Source organism: Candidatus Cloacimonas sp. (genome assembly GCA_035403355.1).
GTDB lineage: Bacteria > Cloacimonadota > Cloacimonadia > Cloacimonadales > Cloacimonadaceae > Cloacimonas.
Genome location: DAONFA010000021.1, coordinates 23,044 through 41,745, shown reverse-complemented (window position 1 = coordinate 41,745; position 18,702 = coordinate 23,044). Strand labels below are relative to the sequence as shown.

General features: G+C 38.7%; 14 protein-coding genes. 13 read left to right on the top strand and 1 reads right to left on the bottom strand.

Annotated features, from left to right (window positions below):
• The first annotated feature begins 743 nt into the window (after window positions 1-743).
• The 10 genes from tilS to PLE33_06325 all read left to right on the top strand — a co-directional run bounded on the left by tilS (window position 744) and on the right by PLE33_06325 (window position 14,156).
• Entirely contained in the window at window positions 744-2,180 is a 1,437-nt protein-coding gene (tilS, locus tag PLE33_06370; GenBank protein ID HPS60872.1) for a tRNA lysidine(34) synthetase TilS, read from the top strand.
• Window positions 2,173-2,718, top strand: a complete 546-nt coding sequence (gene hpt / locus PLE33_06365) for a hypoxanthine phosphoribosyltransferase (protein HPS60871.1) — start codon at window positions 2,173-2,175, stop codon at window positions 2,716-2,718. Before tilS ends, hpt begins: the two co-directional genes overlap by 8 nt.
• Window positions 2,715-4,940 carry an ATP-dependent zinc metalloprotease FtsH gene (gene ftsH / locus PLE33_06360; protein HPS60870.1) on the top strand — a complete coding sequence of 742 codons (2,226 nt, stop codon included), beginning with the start codon at window positions 2,715-2,717 and terminating at the stop codon, window positions 4,938-4,940. Before hpt ends, ftsH begins: the two co-directional genes overlap by 4 nt.
• Window positions 4,941-5,471, top strand: a complete 531-nt coding sequence (gene hslV / locus PLE33_06355) for an ATP-dependent protease subunit HslV (protein HPS60869.1) — start codon at window positions 4,941-4,943, stop codon at window positions 5,469-5,471.
• A gap of 1 nt (window position 5,472) precedes the next feature.
• Window positions 5,473-6,834: an ATP-dependent protease ATPase subunit HslU gene (gene hslU / locus PLE33_06350; protein HPS60868.1), complete on the top strand. Its 1,362-nt coding sequence runs from the start codon at window positions 5,473-5,475 to the stop codon at window positions 6,832-6,834.
• Between the two features lie 2 nt (window positions 6,835-6,836).
• Window positions 6,837-8,147, top strand: a complete 1,311-nt coding sequence (locus PLE33_06345) for an MFS transporter (GenBank protein HPS60867.1) — start codon at window positions 6,837-6,839, stop codon at window positions 8,145-8,147.
• Window positions 8,144-8,833 (top strand): polyphenol oxidase family protein, encoded by a 690-nt coding sequence (locus tag PLE33_06340; protein HPS60866.1) that lies wholly within the window; start codon window positions 8,144-8,146, stop codon window positions 8,831-8,833. Before PLE33_06345 ends, PLE33_06340 begins: the two co-directional genes overlap by 4 nt.
• On the top strand, window positions 8,826-10,118 hold the full coding sequence (locus PLE33_06335) for a FapA family protein (protein HPS60865.1): 1,293 nt from the start codon (window positions 8,826-8,828) through the stop codon (window positions 10,116-10,118). The genes PLE33_06340 and PLE33_06335 overlap by 8 nt, the downstream gene beginning before the upstream one ends.
• A gap of 129 nt (window positions 10,119-10,247) precedes the next feature.
• Entirely contained in the window at window positions 10,248-13,277 is a 3,030-nt protein-coding gene (locus PLE33_06330) for a S41 family peptidase (GenBank protein ID HPS60864.1), read from the top strand.
• A gap of 3 nt (window positions 13,278-13,280) precedes the next feature.
• Window positions 13,281-14,156, top strand: coding sequence for a tetratricopeptide repeat protein (locus PLE33_06325; GenBank protein ID HPS60863.1), 876 nt, complete (start codon window positions 13,281-13,283; stop codon window positions 14,154-14,156).
• Between the two features lie 366 nt (window positions 14,157-14,522).
• On the opposite strand, the gene PLE33_06320 is transcribed toward PLE33_06325, so the two are convergent.
• Window positions 14,523-14,645: a hypothetical protein gene (locus tag PLE33_06320; protein ID HPS60862.1), complete on the bottom strand. Its 123-nt coding sequence runs from the start codon at window positions 14,643-14,645 to the stop codon at window positions 14,523-14,525.
• Window positions 14,646-15,054: 409 nt separating this feature from the next.
• Here PLE33_06320 and PLE33_06315 point away from each other — a divergent pair, with 409 nt between their 5' ends.
• The 3 genes from PLE33_06315 (at window position 15,055) to PLE33_06305 (ending at window position 18,601) form a co-directional block, all read left to right on the top strand.
• Complete coding sequence (locus PLE33_06315) at window positions 15,055-15,327, top strand: iron-only hydrogenase system regulator (GenBank protein ID HPS60861.1); 273 nt, start codon at window positions 15,055-15,057, stop codon at window positions 15,325-15,327.
• Window positions 15,317-16,726 carry a [FeFe] hydrogenase H-cluster radical SAM maturase HydG gene (gene hydG / locus PLE33_06310; GenBank protein ID HPS60860.1) on the top strand — a complete coding sequence of 470 codons (1,410 nt, stop codon included), beginning with the start codon at window positions 15,317-15,319 and terminating at the stop codon, window positions 16,724-16,726. The genes PLE33_06315 and hydG overlap by 11 nt, the downstream gene beginning before the upstream one ends.
• A gap of 555 nt (window positions 16,727-17,281) precedes the next feature.
• Window positions 17,282-18,601: a transposase gene (locus tag PLE33_06305; GenBank protein ID HPS60859.1), complete on the top strand. Its 1,320-nt coding sequence runs from the start codon at window positions 17,282-17,284 to the stop codon at window positions 18,599-18,601.
• The last annotated feature ends 101 nt before the right edge of the window (window positions 18,602-18,702 follow it).

Here is an 18,702-nt window from a genome sequence, read left to right as displayed (position 1 = left end):
TTTGTCCGATACTGTCAAAGCTGAAGCTCGGTTTAGAGTTAAAACAAAAATTCAACCCCGGAACAACAATTTCTGAACAATACCTACCCAACTCTGAAAATGTGAAAAAGGACATTTTTTCACAATTGTGGAATTTGAGGGGTTGGTGTAATGCGGTTGCCTGTGCGCAGAATTCTTGTTTTAACTCACAATTTTTCGGTTTGGAAACCGGTTGCAATATGGTTGTATGTGAAAAAAGATAGTGGGGTGTGGTTACATTGAAGGCAGGTGAAAATTGTAAGTCAAAACCTTCCACTGCTTGCATCGTGATGTTTACGAGGGGCTTACGCCGCCATCGCTATTTTCGTGTCGCCCTTTGGGGCTTTTTTTTCCGGAAAAAAGATGTCCTCGTCGTTTTTGTAGGTGGGTTGGCCAGGAAGTCAACCCTCCGGAAACCAAGCTATCATTGGTTTCCTTCCGGAAAAACGACATCTTGTCGTTTAGTGGTAACACTGGTGTTTCGTTACCGCAATTTTATTGGTACGAAAACAAATCGTAAGAGGAGGGTTGACCAGGAGGTCAACCTTCCGGAAAAAAATCGTAGGAGGTGGGTTGACCAGGAGGTCAACCCTCCGTTTATCAACCCTCTCAACCTTTTTTTGGGGCTTTCCACTTTTTCATTCTTCTCTTTTCTCTTTTAAAAAAAAGCAGTTGACATTGAAAGCAAGTTCAAAAATGATTGTTAAAAGGGAGAAAAATAATAGATGGAAATTGCGGAAGCGTTAAAACGGCTGGAAAAGAACATCACTGAAAATAAGCTAATCCAAAATGGTGAAAAACTTTTGCTTGGTTGTTCCGGTGGTGCAGATTCCAATGCTATGCTATATCTGTTCTCCAGATTAAGGGTCTCTTTAAATTTAACTTTACTGGCTGTGCATATCAATCATCAGATTCGGGGTGCAGAAAGCGATAAAGATGAACAATCGGTAAAAGAACTCTGTATAAAGCTAAACATCCCCATCATTATCCACAGAATCAATATTCCCGAGAAAGGCAATCTGGAAAATCAGGCGCGTAAAAAGCGGATGGAGTCCTTTAACAAAGTGCTGGAGAGTTATAAAATGGATAAAATTCTGCTTGCCCATCAAAGAGAAGACCAGGCAGAAACAGTTATTTTGAATCTTTTAAGGGGCTCAGGAATAAGCGGAATGGCAGGCATCAAACCTGTTTCCGGTAAAATTGTGCATCCTTTGTTATGCTTCAGCCGTAAAGATTTGGAAGATATTTTAAATAAAGCAGGAATTACCTGGAGGACAGATTCCAGCAATCGGAATAATAAATTCCGCCGCAATTTTTTACGCAATGAACTTATTCCCCTTTTGGAGAAAGAATTTAACCCCGAGTTGAAAAAACATCTATCCCAATTAGCTGATTATTTTGCCCAGGCAGAAAGTATATTCAAACAAAAGAATAAAACTCATTTCAAACGCTTGTGTTTAGACCAGCAGCCAGGTAAGATAGTTCTGGATAAAAACTCCCTGGTAAAGCTTAACAAAATTGAAAGATACTATCTATTACGCGATGTTTTCCAACAGGTTTGTGCTTGTGACAGTGATTTTTTTGCTGTTCATTATCAAGCAATTGAGAATGTTTTAAACGCTCACGGCAGTAAAACTCTTTGCTTACCGCACAAAATAACTGTTATTAAACAATATGAAGAACTGATTGTGCAAATAGAATCTGAAAAAGAACCGCAGGATATAGAACCGCTGCTGATTGATGCTGACCGCACTTTGGCAGTTTATGGAAATTACCGTTTCACTTTCAAATACTTGCGAATTTTGCCCAAGGAGCAAAAAATGGTTGGAGAAGAAGAACAAGTTATCATAGATGCCGATAAAGTGAAAAGTCCCTTTTATATTCGTTTTCGTAAACCGGGAGATAAATTTATACCTTTCGGAATGACTCAATTCAAACGCCTGAAAGAGTTTTTTATTGACGAAAAAGTCCCTAAATATGAGAGGGATTCAATACCCGTTTTTGATGATGGGGAAAAGTTATTTTGGATTGCAGGATTGCGTTTGGATAACCGGGTTCGCTATGATGAAAGCACTACCCGCTATTTACAAATAACCGCCCATACGATTTCATCCAAGTCCCGCAAAGCAATCCATAAAAAGATAAGAGGAAACAATGAATAAGATGAATTGTGATATTTCTGCCGTCCTTTTTGATGAATACAAAATTCAAACCCGTATTCATGAATTAGGGCTGGAAATTTCCAATGGCTATAGAGGCAGCATACCTGTATTGATAGGTATTCTTAAAGGCGGTTTCATATTTTTGGCTGATTTGGCACGCAGTATCACTATCCCGATAGAAGTGGATTTTTTGGCAATTTCCAGTTACGGTAGCAATACCAGCAGTAGTGGAGTTGTAAAAATTCGTAAGGATATAGATATTGACATTTCGGGCAGAGATGTGATAGTAATAGAAGATATTGTGGATACAGGTCTTTCGCTGGCATATATTAAGGACTATCTTTGCCAGCACAAACCGGCAAGTTTGAAGACCTGCGTTCTTTTGGATAAGCCCGACGCACATAAGACAGATGTTACTTTTGACTATATCGGATTTTCTATTAAAAACGAATTTGTGGTGGGCTATGGATTGGATTATGCAGAAAAATATCGTAACCTGCCCTTTATAGGAATATTGAAAGAAGAGCTTTATAGATGACGAAAAATATAATTATTACCTTGTGCCTGATAGCGTTCAGCACTTTAAACGCTATCAGCATTGATTCTCTTAATGCCCAAAAGGAAACCCTTCCCGGAGCGGAAAATGCTTTTACCCAATTTTCAACCCTGATGAATTGGTTTATCCTGGCATTGATCCTGATAACGCTGATCAGTATCATCAGAATGATTGTGCTGAAAAGAAAGAACAGCAATAATAAAGATAAACCCAAATCGGATTTACAAACTCCCCAAAATCCGAAAAATGCCCCGGTTAAAAAATCTCCTTTCTCTCTGCCTCTAATAATTATGCTGATTTTGCTGATTGTGATTATATTTCACAGCTTTAGTTCCAGTGGAAACACTGTAACTAAAGAAAGTTACAGCAATTTTATGGCGCGGGTAGCTAATGGGCAGATTACTCAGGTGCAGTTTGCTGAAAAGGATATTTTCTACACCGATGTTGCCAATAAGAAATTCTCTACTACCCTTCCTTTTGAAAATCCGCAATTGGTTGACTCCCTGGTGGCATTGGGAATTAAAGTTAGTGCTACTAAACCATCCCGTTGGGCAGGAATTATTTCTTATCTGCTGCCTTTTTTACTGCTGATTATTTTCTGGGTATTTTTCATGCGCGGAATGAATGCTCAAAACGCTAAGGCATTTAGTTTCGGTAAAAGTAAAGCCCGTTTATATGAAGCCAGTAAAACGGGAATTACTTTTAAAGATGTAGCCGGGGTGGATGAAGCCAAAGAAGAGCTGCAGGAAATTGTAGAATTTTTAAAAGACCCGAAAAAGTTTCAACGCTTAGGCGGAAGAATACCTCGCGGTGTTTTACTGGTAGGGCAACCGGGAACTGGTAAAACCTTGCTTGCTAAAGCGGTTTCCGGCGAAGCGGGAGTTCCTTTCTTTTCCATCAGCGGTTCGGACTTTGTAGAAATGTTTGTAGGTGTAGGAGCAGCCAGAGTGCGAGACCTTTTTGACCAAGCCAAAAAAAATGCCCCTTGTATCACTTTTATTGATGAAATTGACGCTGTTGGCAGACATCGGGGCAGTGGTTTAGGAGGCGGACACGATGAGCGCGAACAAACTCTGAATCAGCTTTTGGTGGAAATGGATGGTTTTGAACCCAATGAAGCTGTTATTATTATAGCCGCAACTAACCGTCCCGATATTCTGGACCCGGCATTATTGCGACCGGGAAGATTTGACCGCAGAGTAACAGTTGATTTGCCTGATATTAAAGGCCGAACGGAAATTTTGAAAGTGCATAGTGATAAAGTGCCTTTGGCAAACGATGTGCACCTGGAATTAATTGCCAGGGGAACACCAGGTTTTAGCGGTGCCGATTTGGCAAATTTGGTGAATGAAGCTGCCCTGATAGCAGCCAGTAAAAACAAAAGCCAAATCCAAATGGATGATTTTGAAGAAGCAAAGGATAAGCTAATTCTGGGTAAGGAAAAGAAAAGCAGAGTTATTCCTGAAGAAGATAAACAGCTTACTGCCTATCACGAAATCGGCCATGTGCTCACTTCCGTTTTTCTGGAAAAGGTGGAACCCGTGCATAAGGTTTCTATTATTCCCAGAGGATTTACCGGTGGCGCAACGCATTATTTGATGACGGATAAAAGCAATTACTCCAAGAGCTATTTACTGCAAATGCTGATTACGCTTTTAGGAGGGAGAGCTGCGGAAGAGGTTGTCTTCAATGAATTTACTACCGGCGCGGGAAATGATTTGGAACGCTGCACCGATATTACGAAAAAAATGGTCTGCTCCTGGGGAATGAGTGATAAAATAGGTCCTATGACCATCGGCAAAGAACAGGGAGAAATTTTTCTGGGTAAAGAACTGGTATCTCGTGATGTCTTCAGTGACGAGACCTCTCAATTAGTAGATAGAGAGATTCGCGATATTATCAGTAACGCTTACGCACAAGCAATTTCCATCTTAACAGGACACCGGAACCTGATGGAAATTATGGCAAAGGAATTACAGGAAAAGGAAACCCTGGGCACAGATGAAATATTTAGTTTAATATTGGAAAATTGCATTGAAGAGGAACGCGAGCTGGTGCAGGAAAAATATAAAAAGGCGTTGGAACTGCGCTTTGAGCATAGCGAAAAAATGGGCTCCAAACCGGACGAGAATGTAGAAAACCAGGATAATAAACCGGACGAGAATGTAGAAAATCAGGATAATAAACCGGAGGAAACAACATAAATGGAAATGCACGGAACTACTATTATAGGCATTCACCGCAATGGTAAAACAGCTATTTGCGGAGATGGACAGGTTACAATGGGCGAAGCAATCGTAAAAAGCAAAGCCCAAAAAATCCGCAGAATATTTGACGGGAAAGTGATTGTAGGTTTTGCCGGCGCCACAGCTGATGCTTTCAGCTTGCTGGATAGATTTGAAGAAAAACTGAAAACCCATAAAGGCAACCTGCGCAAAGCAGCAATAGATTTAGCTAAGGACTGGCGTCAGGATAGAATTTTAAGACGCCTGGAAGCTATGCTGATAGCGGGAGATAAAGATTCCCTGCTGCTTATTAACGGAATTGGCGATGTTTTAGAACCGGACGATAACATTGTAGCTATCGGTAGTGGTGGCAACTATGCTTTGGCAGCGGCAAGAGCTTTGGCTCATAAAACAAAAATGGGAGCAAGTGAAATTGCCGTTGAAGCATTGCAAATTGCTTCCGGAATTTGTATCTATACCAATGAAAATTATATTGTAGAGGAAGTATAACTTGTTAATAAGTGAATATTTAACACCCAAACGCATTGTGGAACAACTGGATAAATATATTATCGGTCAAGATCAGGCAAAACACTGTGTAGCTATTGCTTTACGAAACCGTTGGCGACGACAGCAAATCTCAGGTGACATCAAGGGCGAAATTATGCCTAATAATATTATCCTGATAGGACCTACGGGAGTAGGAAAAACAGAAATAGCCAGACGACTCTCCCGTTTAACTGATGCTCCTTTTATTAAAGTGGAAGCATCCAAATTCACTGAAGTTGGCTATGTGGGGCGTGATGTAGAATCAATGGTTCGCGAATTAATGAATTACTCCGTTAGCCAGGTGCGCGAAAGAATGATTAAGGAAGTGCGTCACGAAGCTGAAAATAATGCAACGGATATGATTTTGGACATTCTAATTCCCCGCAGTAAAAAGATGAAACAAAATACCAATCCAGGAACTGCTGAATATGAACGCTATTTGCGCAGTCGGGAAAAAATGCGCAAAAAGCTTCTCTCCGGTAGTTTAGATGATAAAGAAATTGAGGTTGAACCCGAAGCGGATAATCCTCCCAATTTAGAGATTTTTCCGGGACCGGGTTTGGAATTACTGGATTTTGATATTACGGAAATGATTAATAATATCTTTCAGGGTAAAGGCGCACCGCATAAAATTAAAACTACCGTGCATACTGCCTGGAAAAGATTTATGGAAAGTGAAATTAACCGTTTGATAAGCAAGGATAAGCTGATTGAGACGGCTAAAAAGTCAGTGGAAGAAAACGGAATTATCTTTATTGATGAAATAGATAAAATAGCCAATGCGGATAAACAAAGCGGTATTGATGTTTCCCGTAGCGGGGTGCAAAGAGACCTGCTGCCTATTGTTGAGGGCAGCCAAGTTCCAACTAAACACGGAATGATTGATACTTCGCACATTTTGTTCATTGCTGCCGGTGCTTTTAATACTGCAAAACCTTCCGATCTTATTCCGGAACTGCAAGGCAGATTTCCTATCCGGGTGGAGTTGAATAGTTTAACCCAAGATGATTTTGAACGCATTCTCATTGAACCGGAGAATTCGTTAACCAAACAATATCAGGCAATTTTCCGCAGTGAAGGAGTAGAGCTGATTTTTTTGCCGGGAGCAGTTCGGGAAATAGCTCGTTTTTCTGCTTTAGCTAATGAAAAAATGGAAGATATCGGAGCCCGAAGATTGCATACGGTAATGAACGCTTTATTGGATGATTATCTCTTTGAAATGCCTTCCGAAGCACTTAAAAGCATTAAAATTACCAAAAAAATGGTTACCGAACGCCTAAATCCAATAATTGAAAGTGAAGACCTATCCCGTTTCATTCTATAGTAATGGTAATTAAGAAATTAAAAGAAATCTTCGTCTCTTTAACAATCAAAAATTACCGCCTTTTTTTTATGGGGCAGGGTATCTCTTTAATTGGAACATGGATACAGCGAACCACTATGGGCTGGTTTGTTTATCGCTTAACCGGTTCTGCTTTTTTACTCGGTTTGGTAAGCTTCCTTTCTATGATTCCTTCTGTTTTTGTAAGCCCTTTTGCCGGAGCTTGGGCAGACCGCTTAAACCGTCATCACATTATGATTCTTACCCAGATTGCCTTTTGTGTGCAAACGGGTGTTTTAGCTATATTAGTATTAACCGGAGTAATTAATAAGCAGGTTCAATATCCCATCCTTATATTATCGTTCATTCAGGGCATAATTGATGCCGTGGATGCTCCTATCAGACAAAATTTCGTGATGGATCTTGTTTCTTCCCGAGCTCTTTTACCTAATGCTATAGCCACCAATTCCGCGATGTTTAATGGAGCTCGTTTAATAGGACCCGCAATCGGTGGATTCTTAATTATGATGTTTAGCGAAGGGGTCTGTTTTGCCATCAATGCAATTTCTTATATCCCGGTAATTATCTCTTTATTTTTTATCAAGATAAGCTATCCTCCCTTTCTACCTCAAAAAGAGCCGACTCTGAAGAAAATATTTTCGGGCTGGAAATATTCCTGGGAAAATATGCCAATCCGGTTTTTGCTAAGTAACCTGGCTATTTACACTGTGTTTGGAATGTCTTTTTCTACCTTAATGCCTATTTTTGCAAAGGATATCCTGCAAGGCAATTCTGCCACTCAAGGTTTATTGATGTCCGCAATGGGAATTGGTGCTTTATGCGGTTCATTTTTTTTAGCATCGCGCAAGAGCATCAGAGGAATGCCAACGCGTTTGGTTTATTTGTGTTTATGCTTTAGTATTGCTTCCATTTTATTTGCCCTTTCTGGATCAATTCCGCTAAGTATGTTCTTTATGGTATTTTTGGGTTTATCTGGAATGATGACTATGGCTACCACAAATACTCTCATTCAAAGCATTACTTCTCTGGAAATGAGGGGAAGGGTTATTTCTCTTTACACAATGGCTTCTGCCAGTATGGCTCCCATTGGAAGTATATTGATGGGATATTTATCCAGCAGAATTGGTGCGCGCTATACTTTAATTACTTGCGGTTCAATATTTTTACTATGGTCGCTTTACGGTTTGAAGATAGTTCCCGGTTTCTTAAGAGGTGTTTTAAGAATGCTGGTTATTAGTGATAATACCGATGTTTACAGGCAAAGAACCTTAAACCCGGAGGCATCTGACCAATGAGAATATTTTACTATCAGGGGAAAAGAGAACCGGACTATCGTACCTTAATGCACTACCAAAGGGATTTTACTGTTGAAGGACAAAAAATCCCTATCTCGCGTTTGGTTATTGCTGAACAGACCCATTCCAAAGAAATCCATATTTGCCGTGAAATTGATTGCGGAGCAGGCATCGGTAATAAACCGCAAATTCCTGTAGCAGATGGCTTAATCACCAATATTCCCTATCAGTATTTACTAATCCGAACTGCCGATTGCTATCCTGTTTTTTTACTGGATAGCCGCAGAAATGTGATAGCAGCTCTTCATTGCGGTAGAGAAGGAACCCGGAAAAATATTATCGGAGAAGCAGTGAAATTGATGAAGAAACATTTCTATTGCCAACCAATGGATTTAACAGCTATTGTTGGAGCAGGAATCTGCCATAAACACTATGAAGTTAGCCGGGAATTATATGAAGAATTCAATAAAGGACTGAAGGCAGCAGGACTGGAACCCGATTTGACCAAAAACCGCTTCATAAATATCAGGTATGCTCTTAATGCCCAATTACTTAAGGCAGGAATTCCCGAAATCAACATAGAAAATATTAACGATTGCACTTTTGAGAGCTCCAATTATCATTCTTATCGCAGAGAAAAAACCCGTAACCGACAAATTAACATCGCAGGTATCCTCTATGGCTAAAACATTTACCAATAAAGACGAAAATCTGATTTTAGAAATCCGCACGGAACCACTTTCCGCATGGTTAACAATTAAAAAGACAGGTAAATTGATAGATGAGAACGATATCCTTGCTCTCATTAAGGAAGCAGGCATTAAAAACGGTTTTGACGAAGCCGTGGAATATCTGCGTTTGCAGTCATTGGAAAAAGAATATGATGTCCCTTTTCCTGTAGCAATGTGCAATAAAAATGAATGCAACATTATGTTGCACTATAAATTCAATCCCGATATACCGTTAACTACCGATACTGCAATTGATGTAGAGACCTTGGATAAATTAACCTCTTTTCGCACCGGAGATGTAGTAGCAGAGTATTCCTGCAATATTTTTGACCAGGGTGGTAGTATTTACGATATTTTTGGCGAGCTGATAGATTTCGGTTCGGTAGATATTGAACAAGCAAAAGCGTTAGCAGGAGAAAACATCACTTATGATAACCAGAACAGACATTTTATTGCTTTAAAAGACGGTTTTCCCTATCTGGATGAACAAGGGCGTATTTGTCTGCTAAATAATATTATGCTAAACAGTAAAGATATTCCGGCAGAAGCAAAAATCCAGTGCCCGGTAGATTTATTACTTGACGGAACCGTTGCTTTTGCCGATATAGAATGCGAGGCAGACCTCTGTGTACAGGGAGACCTTCATTCCTGCAATGTAATTTGCAAAAAGGATTTGACGGTGAAAGGAGAAATTATTTCCTGCACTAAAAAAGGAATTATTATTGGCGGTAATCTGGAATGCCAAAGTATTAGCGTTTCCAGTGTTCTCTGCCAGAATAACATCCATTTTACTGATAAAATAGAGAACTCCACCGTCGTTTGCGACGGAGATATTGTAGGTGATGAAGGTAGCAGCGAAATCTGCGGTGGCTTAACTCAGGCAGGAAATTCCATTACTGTTTTTCAAGCCGGAACTTATGACCGGACAAAAACAGAGATAGAAATTGCTCTTTGCCCCTTTTACCGCAATTTGCTGTTGCTTTTAACCCGGGAACTTGTGCACTTGAAAGAGGAAAGAGAAATAAACGCTACAGCTATTGCATCCCTGGAAAACCGCATCCAAAAATATGAAACTGCTTTAGATGAGAACCTGAATAGGATTCTTAAAACAGAAAAACAGATAACTAAGAAAATTAAAGTTCAGGATGTATGCCGACCGCCCATTTTGTTTAGGATATTAAAACACAGCTACGAGGTAAGTAAACCCCAAAAAGGGTTGGAAATTGAGGAAAAGGACTAAAAATATATGTTTATCACCATCCTAAAAAAAGTATTAGTGCTCTTGTGCTTGCTTATTTGTGCTTATCCGGTATTTGCAAAGGAAGCATATTTTGCTCGTGACCCAGCTATCTCACCTGACGGAGAATTAGTGTGCTATGTATATTGTAATGACCTTTGGCTTGTTCCTTTTGAGGGAGGAATTCCTCGCAGAATAACTAATACTTCAGCTTATGAATGGAATCCCCAATTTAGTCCCGATGGTAAATTACTTGCTTTTTCATCAGACCGTTCCGGACAGAATTTGGTTTACACAATGCCGATCCAGGGTGGAGAAGCTACAGCCGTAAGTTACAATTCCTTAGGCATTTCGGAATGGTTTAGTGATTCCCGTCATCTTTTATGCACTAAATACACTCCCCGCTGGGGTTTATCTTTTTACAAAGTTCCCCTTGATGGTTCAAGTCCACTATTAATTGCTGAAATTGCTTCTCGTTATGCCACTTTGAGTCCTGATAATAAACAAATCGTTTTCCAAAAAGAGGGCTATTCCAGAAGAGAAGCTTATCGCGGCAGTGCCAACGGTGAGCTTTGGCAAATTGATATTGCTACAAAAAAATATACTAAACTAACTAATTCTGAACTTTCTGAAATGTATCCCCGTTTTTCTCAAACAGGTGCTCTATATTATTGTGCATCCGATGGTAAGAGCTTACAGGTTAATAAAGTTAATAAACTATCTTTTCGTAAACCGGAAAAAATTACTGATTTAACACCCTTCAGCGCTCGCGATATTAACCTGGCAAGAGCTAATGACCGCCTGGTTTTTGAATATTTTGATGCTATCTATAAATACGACCCTACCCTCAAAACAGGCACGAAAATCAGCCCTCTATTTATAGACCTTGCGGAAGATGAATGGCAGGATAATATAGTTCGCAGCTACGGAAATTCCGCTTTGGATAATTACGCTATTTCAGATGACGAACTACTGCTTGGTTTTACTCATAACTATGACAGTTTTTTTTCTCCCTTGAAAGGAGGTGAAACCAAACAAATCAGTTTTGATCACGGTTCTGTGTTCTCAATGCAATTTCTGGATGAACGCCGAATGATAATTAACAAATTTAATAGCGGTGTGGTTAAACTCTTTCTGGCAACAGCCGATTCCATTATCACCCTCTCCCCTGTGGAATGGTTTGGAGCTGATAGTTTAAATGTTACGGATTTATATAAAGATAAGCATGGACGCTGGTTTATCAAATACGACGATTATTTCTGTCACCAGAAAGTTGCCATTGCTGATTCGGGCTTTGTGAATATTCGTCCCGTAAAAACACCTTGGGCTGTAGTAACCAATTTTGCTTTTAACGAGGATGGCAGCTATGCCGTGTATGGAGCATTGCGAGAAGATAACTATGCAAAAGAGTTGTATCTATATGATGTGCAAACAGGTAACAGCAAACTTCTTTTAAACGATAATCGCTGGTGGCAAAATCTGATTTGGACTCCTGATAATAAATCCATTTTACTAACTTACGAAAGTAGTATTTACCGTCTGGATTTGGTTCCCAGAGACGAATTTGAACTGGATAAAGACCCTTGGGACGAAATTTTACACGCGGAAAGAAGTAAACCGGATAGCACTTATGAAGAACAAGAGAATGAAGATTACTCTGTTATTCCTGCAACAACAGTTATAGAAGAGAAAGAGCCCAAGCCGATGGAGATTGTTTGGGAAGGACTTGAAAAACGCTTTTATCCGATTATAGTTGCAAAAGATAATTATAATTTCGTTCTGGATACAATTAGCGACAGCACTTTTTACTATATTGAAGATACCATTCAGCAGGATAAAAATTGCTATCTGAAAAAAGCCAATATTTACGGAAAGAACATAAAGGAAGTGTTTAATCTGGGTGAAAATGCCGATTACTATACCAAGGTTAAGGATACTGTTTATTACACTGTGGATAATGGATTGAGGTCATATAACATTGATACTTCCGCTCGCAAAGAGATAAAAATTAAATACGATTACCAGTATGATAAAGCATTGTTGAACAAAAGGGTCTTTGAGGAAGCATGGAACGCTTTTGGTAATAACTTCTATGACCCTGATATGCACAATGTTTCGTGGAAGGAAATCTATGAACTTTACCGTCCTTATGTAGATAAAACAAGAAATATCTATGATGTAGCTTTAATTATTGAAGAGATGATTGGCGATATAAATGCTTCGCATACAGGTTTTTATCCCCGTGATGAATATAATCCTTTTACCTCTCCTGCTGCCTGGTTAGGTGCAGAATTAGATTATTCTACAGTTTTAGAAGAAGGTATTCGCCTTAGCAAAATTTATCCTAATTCCCGCTTAAGCAGTTTTTATCACTTCCCGGAAGGTTGCCTTTTAACTTCTATTGATGGAGTTAAAATTACCAAATATACTGCTCTGGATTCCCTTTTGGCAGGAAAAACAGGGAAAAAAATAAAGCTGACGGTAAATCAAGATGGAATTATTACAGAAGCAGTAATTACAGGACTAAGCTTTACTCAAATGACGGATTTACGCTATGATTATCAGGTTGCCCAGAAGAAAAAACAAGTAGAAGAACTTTCCCAAGGAAAACTTGGTTATATCCATATTCCGGCAATGGGTGATGAGGAATGGCAAAAGTTTTACCGCGATTTAATAGTGGATAATTACAATAAGGAAGCTTTGGTTATTGATGTGCGTGGTAACACCGGTGGACATATTCATGACCAATTAATCACCTTGTTCCAGAAAACGAAATATGCTTACTCTACCAGCCGTAGATTCAGCCGCTATTTACATTCCGAACCTTATAATATTTGGGACAAACCAAGTATTGTATTAGTAAACGAAAAATCCTTCAGCGACGGGGAAATCTTTCCTGCCGTTTATCAGGAATTAAAATTAGGTAAAGTAGTTGGCACACCTTCCAGCGGAGCAGTTATCGGAACCTGGCATTATTATTTACAGGATGGTTCTTCTATGCGGATGCCGGGAACCGGCTGGTATAAACTGGATGGTACGAATATGGAAGGAAATGGAGTTCAACCTGACATAGTAGTGGAGCTTACCCCGGAAGATATTATTGCAGAACGAGACCCACAACTTATTCGTGCCGTTCAAGAACTAATGAAGACATTAAAGTAAATTATGAACTTAACAGATATAAATAACCTTATTCAAAGAGCTAATGCCATTTCTAAAACAAATTGGCTGCAAGCTGTTTATTTGCTTCAGGAGGCATTAAAAGAAGAACCCGATAATCTTCCTCTGCTGGTAAATTTGGGAGATATCTATCTGGAGCACCAGCTCTATGAAAAAGCACTCAGTTATTATCATAAAGCAATTTCCTTACTTCCCGATAATCCGCAATTGCTGTTTTTAATTGGTTCCTGCTATTTTTCCTTAGGAGAATATAGAATCGCCAATACTTACTATAAACGGATTTCTGATCCGCCTCCGGAAATTCTTTATAATATAGCTCTTGCTTACGCTTTTTTGGGCTCTTATCAGGATAGCATTGATACAATTCACAAAATACTTTATGTGATGGACGACAATCCATTTATCTATTTCCTACTGGTTGAGCAATATATGCGTCTGCAAAACTACGACCGGGCTTATGAAACAATTCAAATTGCCGAAAAGAAATTCGGGAAACATAGACAGTTATTGCTTCTTTCTGCTCTGGTTTACGGGAAAAAAGGCATCTGGCTGAAATCCTATTACAGCTTTGTAGAATATGAATCAATTAACGAAATAAGCAACCCTGACCACCTTTTGGTTTATGCTGATGCTGCTGTCCATATTGGAATGTCCGACCGGGCAATTGAACTTTTGCAGAAAGCACAAGAAATAAATCCTTATATCAGTGCCGTTTATGAAGATCTTATTCGTCTCCTGCTGCAAAAAAACGACTATAAAAAAGCCAGAAAAGTGCTAACTACAGCTAAAAAATATATCCTGCATTTCTCCCCTATCCTCTTTCTTTTGAAGGAACGCCTGGATAGTATCAATCCGGAATAGAGACAGCAAGATAGATTTATTTTACAAAGAGAGAAAGAGATTAATTTAACAAAGAGGGAAAGAGAGAAAGAGATTAATTTAACAAAGAGGGAAAGAGAAAAAGAGGATAATTTAACAAAGAGGGAAAGAGAAAAAGAGGATAATTTAATAAAGAGGGAAAGAGAAAAAGAGATTAATTTAACAAAGAGGGAAAGAGAAAAAGAGATGGAATTGAAAATGGAGAATTGAGGTCTATTGCAAGAAATGTAAATTGCAATTTGCACAATTTTAATCAATTCTGATGCTGAGCATTGTTTCCTGCCAAGTTGAATCTTTTATGCTTCTTTAAACCTTCTTTAACGATTCCTTAACAAAGTTAAGGTATTGTTAAAGGATCGTTAAAGGGACATTCAAGAACCGAGCAGGCAACAGATAGTCAGGCATAGACCACAGGATAATTTTAGAAATTAAAATGATAACAGGAGCATAGTTTGCGTCTTGTAATTTCATTCAGGTAACAGCTACTATTTTTATAATTTTACGAACTAAGGAACTTTCGGGTAAAGCACCTGTTGCCAGCTTAATTTCTGCTAATATTTAAGCATCAAGAAATCACTTACCTCGTAAGATCATATTCCTGTTAATTTTCCATTATCACAGGATAAATTTAATCATTATTTACAGGTTGCCCATAAATATGCGGTATTCATACCTATCCTGCTGCAAAGCAAAACATTACATAACTTCTAAACTTCTTTATTTCTCTCCCATTTCAATTTTTCCCTTGCCAAAAACCCTTTATAGATTATAATGTTTTAAAAATACCTGCGATGAGAGATAAGTTCTGGCATCAAGGGTGGAAAGACCTCTTTTCCTCTTTGCTTTACTTTGTTTTCTTGTCGCCAAAGGAAGTGTAATAATGAACCCGAAACGCCATATTTTAAGCATAGTGATGGAAGACAGAGAAAGCGCTTTTCATCCTGTTAACGAATTACTGCATAACTATGCGCCGCATATTCTGTTACGCGTTGGCTATCCAATGCGGGATTTGGGAATTGCTGTAATCTTTTTGATTGTAGAGCTTCCTGTTGCAGAAATGGGTGCTTTTTCCGGAAAGTTGGGTCAAATCAAATCCGTGAAAGTAAAAGTTACCACTTTAAAGATTGAAGAAGGAGAACAAAATGAAGATTGACACTGAAGGTCTTAAATCGTTTATCCCCACTGCTGAAATAATGGAACACTTACAGCAGAACCGTTTCGCTGATGCCATTCGGATTAAAGATATTGTTGATAAATCTCTGGCAAAACAACGTCTTAATCCTGATGAGACAGCCGCTTTAATTAATGTTACCAATCCTGAGCTGAAAGCACTTATTCTGGAAGGAGCGCATACCCTTAAAGAACGCATATACGGCAATAGAATTGTCCTTTTTGCTCCTCTTTATGTAGGTAACGAATGTATCAACGATTGTGTTTATTGCGGTTTTCGCATATCAAATAAAGAGTGCAATCGTGCCACTTTAAGCAGGGAAGAATTGATTGCGGAAACGGAAGCATTGGAAGATAAAGGACATAAACGGCTGATTATGGTTTATGGAGAGCATCCTGAATATTCGCCTGAATACATTGCTGAAACAGTGCAAACAGTTTATAATGTAAAACATAACAAAGGTGAAATCCGCCGCGTAAATATTAATGCTGCTCCTTTAGATATTGAAGGTTTCCGCACTGTTAAATCCGTTGGAATTGGCACTTACCAAATTTTCCAGGAGACCTACAATGAAGAAGCATATAAAAAATTGCACCCGAGGGGACCAAAAAGCAATTTCCTGTGGCGTTTATATGGTTTGGATAGAGCTATGCAGGCAGGAATTGATGATTTAGGTATTGGTGCTTTAATGGGACTTTACGATTGGCATTTTGAAGTAATGGGGCTTCTCTATCACACCATTCATTTGGAAACGCTCTTTGGTGTGGGACCTCATACTATATCTTTCCCTCGTATTGAACCGGCTAATGGAACCGATTTTACGATGCACCCTCCCTATCAGGTTTCAGATGAGGACTTTAAACTTTTAATAGCTGCAATTCGTTTAAGCGTTCCTTACACCGGAATGATACTTACAGCCAGAGAACCAATTGCTGTTAGAGATGAAGTTATGCGTTATGGTATTTCTCAAATTGACGCTGGAAGCAGTATCGGAGTGGGTGACTATGCTCATAAAGATGAAGAATCCAAACGCAAAAGCCAATTTGTTTTAGGTGATACACGCTCTTTGGATGATGTTATATACGAATTAGCCACAGGCGGCTATATACCTTCTTTTTGCACTTCCTGTTACCGGGCAGGTAGAACTGGCGAACATTTTATGGAATTTGCCATCCCCGGCTTTGTAAAACGCTTTTGTACTCCTAATGCTTTATTAACTTTTGCGGAATACCTCTATGACTATGCCAGCCCTCGCACAAAAAAGGTTGGACTGGAACTTATTGATAAAGAAGTAGCAAAAATAGAAGACCCCCAAATGTATGCTTCTATTAAAGAAAATCTGGCTAAAATGAAAGAAGGAATTAGGGATTTGCATTATTGAAAACGGGTTAACGGGTTAACAGGTGAACAGGTTAACGGGTTAACGGGTGAACGGGTGAACGGGTTAACAGGTTAACGGGTTAACAGGTTAACGGGTGAACGGGTTAACAGGTTAACTGGTTAACAGGTGAAAAGTGAAACCGGTGATAAGATAGAGAATTAACCTGTTTTCTGAGAATCCAAGCTGCTTAATGGGCGTGCAATAAATCCTCACACGCCGGTGGATTTGCATCCGCAAAATCCACGAGAAATATAATTTGCCGGAAATAATCACGGATCCCCCCAAAATTATTTGAGCCATTTTTTCATTATTTTGAACCAAATGTACATTCAATTCATTATGTCGTTAATGCTTAAATATCAAACAGTTATGCAATTATGCAAAACCCTGAAAATAGGTTTATCCTTTGTATTAGAATGTTTTATGTATAATAGTTTCAATATCTTTATGATAAATTAAATACTTAGATTATGATTTTGTCACTTTTACCCTTGACAAAAGGGGTAGCTCCTAAACAAGTGAATTAAAATTAAACTATAAGGAGTTACCCCAGTCATGTTTACAGAACTACAAAAAAATGTTCAAGAAAACTTGCAAGAAAAACTTTATTGTTGGTTGCTTCAGTCATTACCGTTTCTCACTAAGCCGGAATTTAACAATGTATGTTCCCTTTGTTTAGGCATTCTCAAAAGTAAATCGGTAATCATAAACCGCATAGCTCAGAAGCTTAATGAAGCTATTTCCTTAAAGAAGACCTGTGACCGTTTTTATCATAATTTACAGAGAAAAAATTTAGCGAAAAAGATACAAGAGGCGATCTTATCTAATCAGTGTAAAGGTCTGGATTCCAATACAGCTATTATTGTAGATGACAGTGATATCATCAAATCCAAGGCAACGAAAATGGAAGGGCTGAAAAAAGTGCGGGATGGAAGTACCGGTAGGGTTGATCAAAATGGATACGATTTAATCAACATTGTTGCCTGTCATCCGGAAAAGGAAGGTTACCAGATCAAACCGCTCAGTTCTGACTTGTACTCCAGTGGAATTGAGCAGGATAGTATTATTCAAGTTACGCAGGAACGAATGGAAGAAATCATTCTGCATAGTAATAATCAAGGTGTATTTGTAATGGATCGGGGTTATGATAACAGGTCTATGTTTTCCTTTTTTCAAGATAATGGCTGTGATTATATTGTGCGTTCGGAAGGCAAAAGGAATTTAATAGTAAATGGAGTAGAAAAGAACTTTATGGAAGTAGCTAAAGCGGTTGATTTAAAGTTTACCATTAAAGTTAAGGGGAAAAATAAAACATTTCAGAGCGGTATAAAGAGGGTTAAAATCCGCCTGGATCCGTATCCTAAAAAGGAACCTGAAACAACCGATGCCTGGTTGATTCTGTCCCGTTATGTTGTTCCCAAAGGTAAAAAGGGAGGATTCTTTTATTTCCTGTGCAATTTTCCTAACCAGAACCTTACCGAAAAGCAGATTGTAGAAAAGGTACTCAATATGTATCCTCTCCGTTGGAAAATAGAAGAAGTACACCGCCATATCAAACAATATTATGGCTGGGAACAAATACAGCTTATGACTTATACAGCACTACAAAATATGAATCAAATCTTACTTTTGGCAATGTGCTATCTCTATTCCTTAAGAGAAATCATAGACAAACTGGCAGCCGCTTTCCCCAACATCTTAATCTACTCAAAGAAATTATGGAAAGATATATACTACTTCGTTTATTATCGAATCACTAATGTAGTATCCGACTGTTTTAGCTATGTAACAAGGGACGACATCAATAAATATAAATGGAAATGCGTTGAATCTCAACGACTTATACTACCCTGCTTTAAAAATGGGGGGATCTGAACGGAAATAATACCTTGACATATTGTTCAGGTCTGGAAAAAAAACCACACAGGGTTTAATAGACCTCAAACTAAAAAAGGAGTTATTCAGCATTGAACCTG

Coding starts and splice junctions, on each gene's coding strand:
- tilS (HPS60872.1), top strand. CDS start 744: ATGGAAATTGCGGAAGCGTTAAAACGGCTGGAAAAGAACATCACTGAA.
- hpt (HPS60871.1), top strand. CDS start 2,173: ATGAATAAGATGAATTGTGATATTTCTGCCGTCCTTTTTGATGAATAC.
- ftsH (HPS60870.1), top strand. CDS start 2,715: ATGACGAAAAATATAATTATTACCTTGTGCCTGATAGCGTTCAGCACT.
- hslV (HPS60869.1), top strand. CDS start 4,941: ATGGAAATGCACGGAACTACTATTATAGGCATTCACCGCAATGGTAAA.
- PLE33_06345 (HPS60867.1), top strand. CDS start 6,837: ATGGTAATTAAGAAATTAAAAGAAATCTTCGTCTCTTTAACAATCAAA.
- PLE33_06340 (HPS60866.1), top strand. CDS start 8,144: ATGAGAATATTTTACTATCAGGGGAAAAGAGAACCGGACTATCGTACC.
- PLE33_06335 (HPS60865.1), top strand. CDS start 8,826: ATGGCTAAAACATTTACCAATAAAGACGAAAATCTGATTTTAGAAATC.
- PLE33_06325 (HPS60863.1), top strand. CDS start 13,281: ATGAACTTAACAGATATAAATAACCTTATTCAAAGAGCTAATGCCATT.
- PLE33_06320 (HPS60862.1), bottom strand. CDS start 14,645: ATGAAATTACAAGACGCAAACTATGCTCCTGTTATCATTTTAATTTCT.
- PLE33_06315 (HPS60861.1), top strand. CDS start 15,055: ATGAACCCGAAACGCCATATTTTAAGCATAGTGATGGAAGACAGAGAA.
- hydG (HPS60860.1), top strand. CDS start 15,317: ATGAAGATTGACACTGAAGGTCTTAAATCGTTTATCCCCACTGCTGAA.
- PLE33_06305 (HPS60859.1), top strand. CDS start 17,282: ATGTTTACAGAACTACAAAAAAATGTTCAAGAAAACTTGCAAGAAAAA.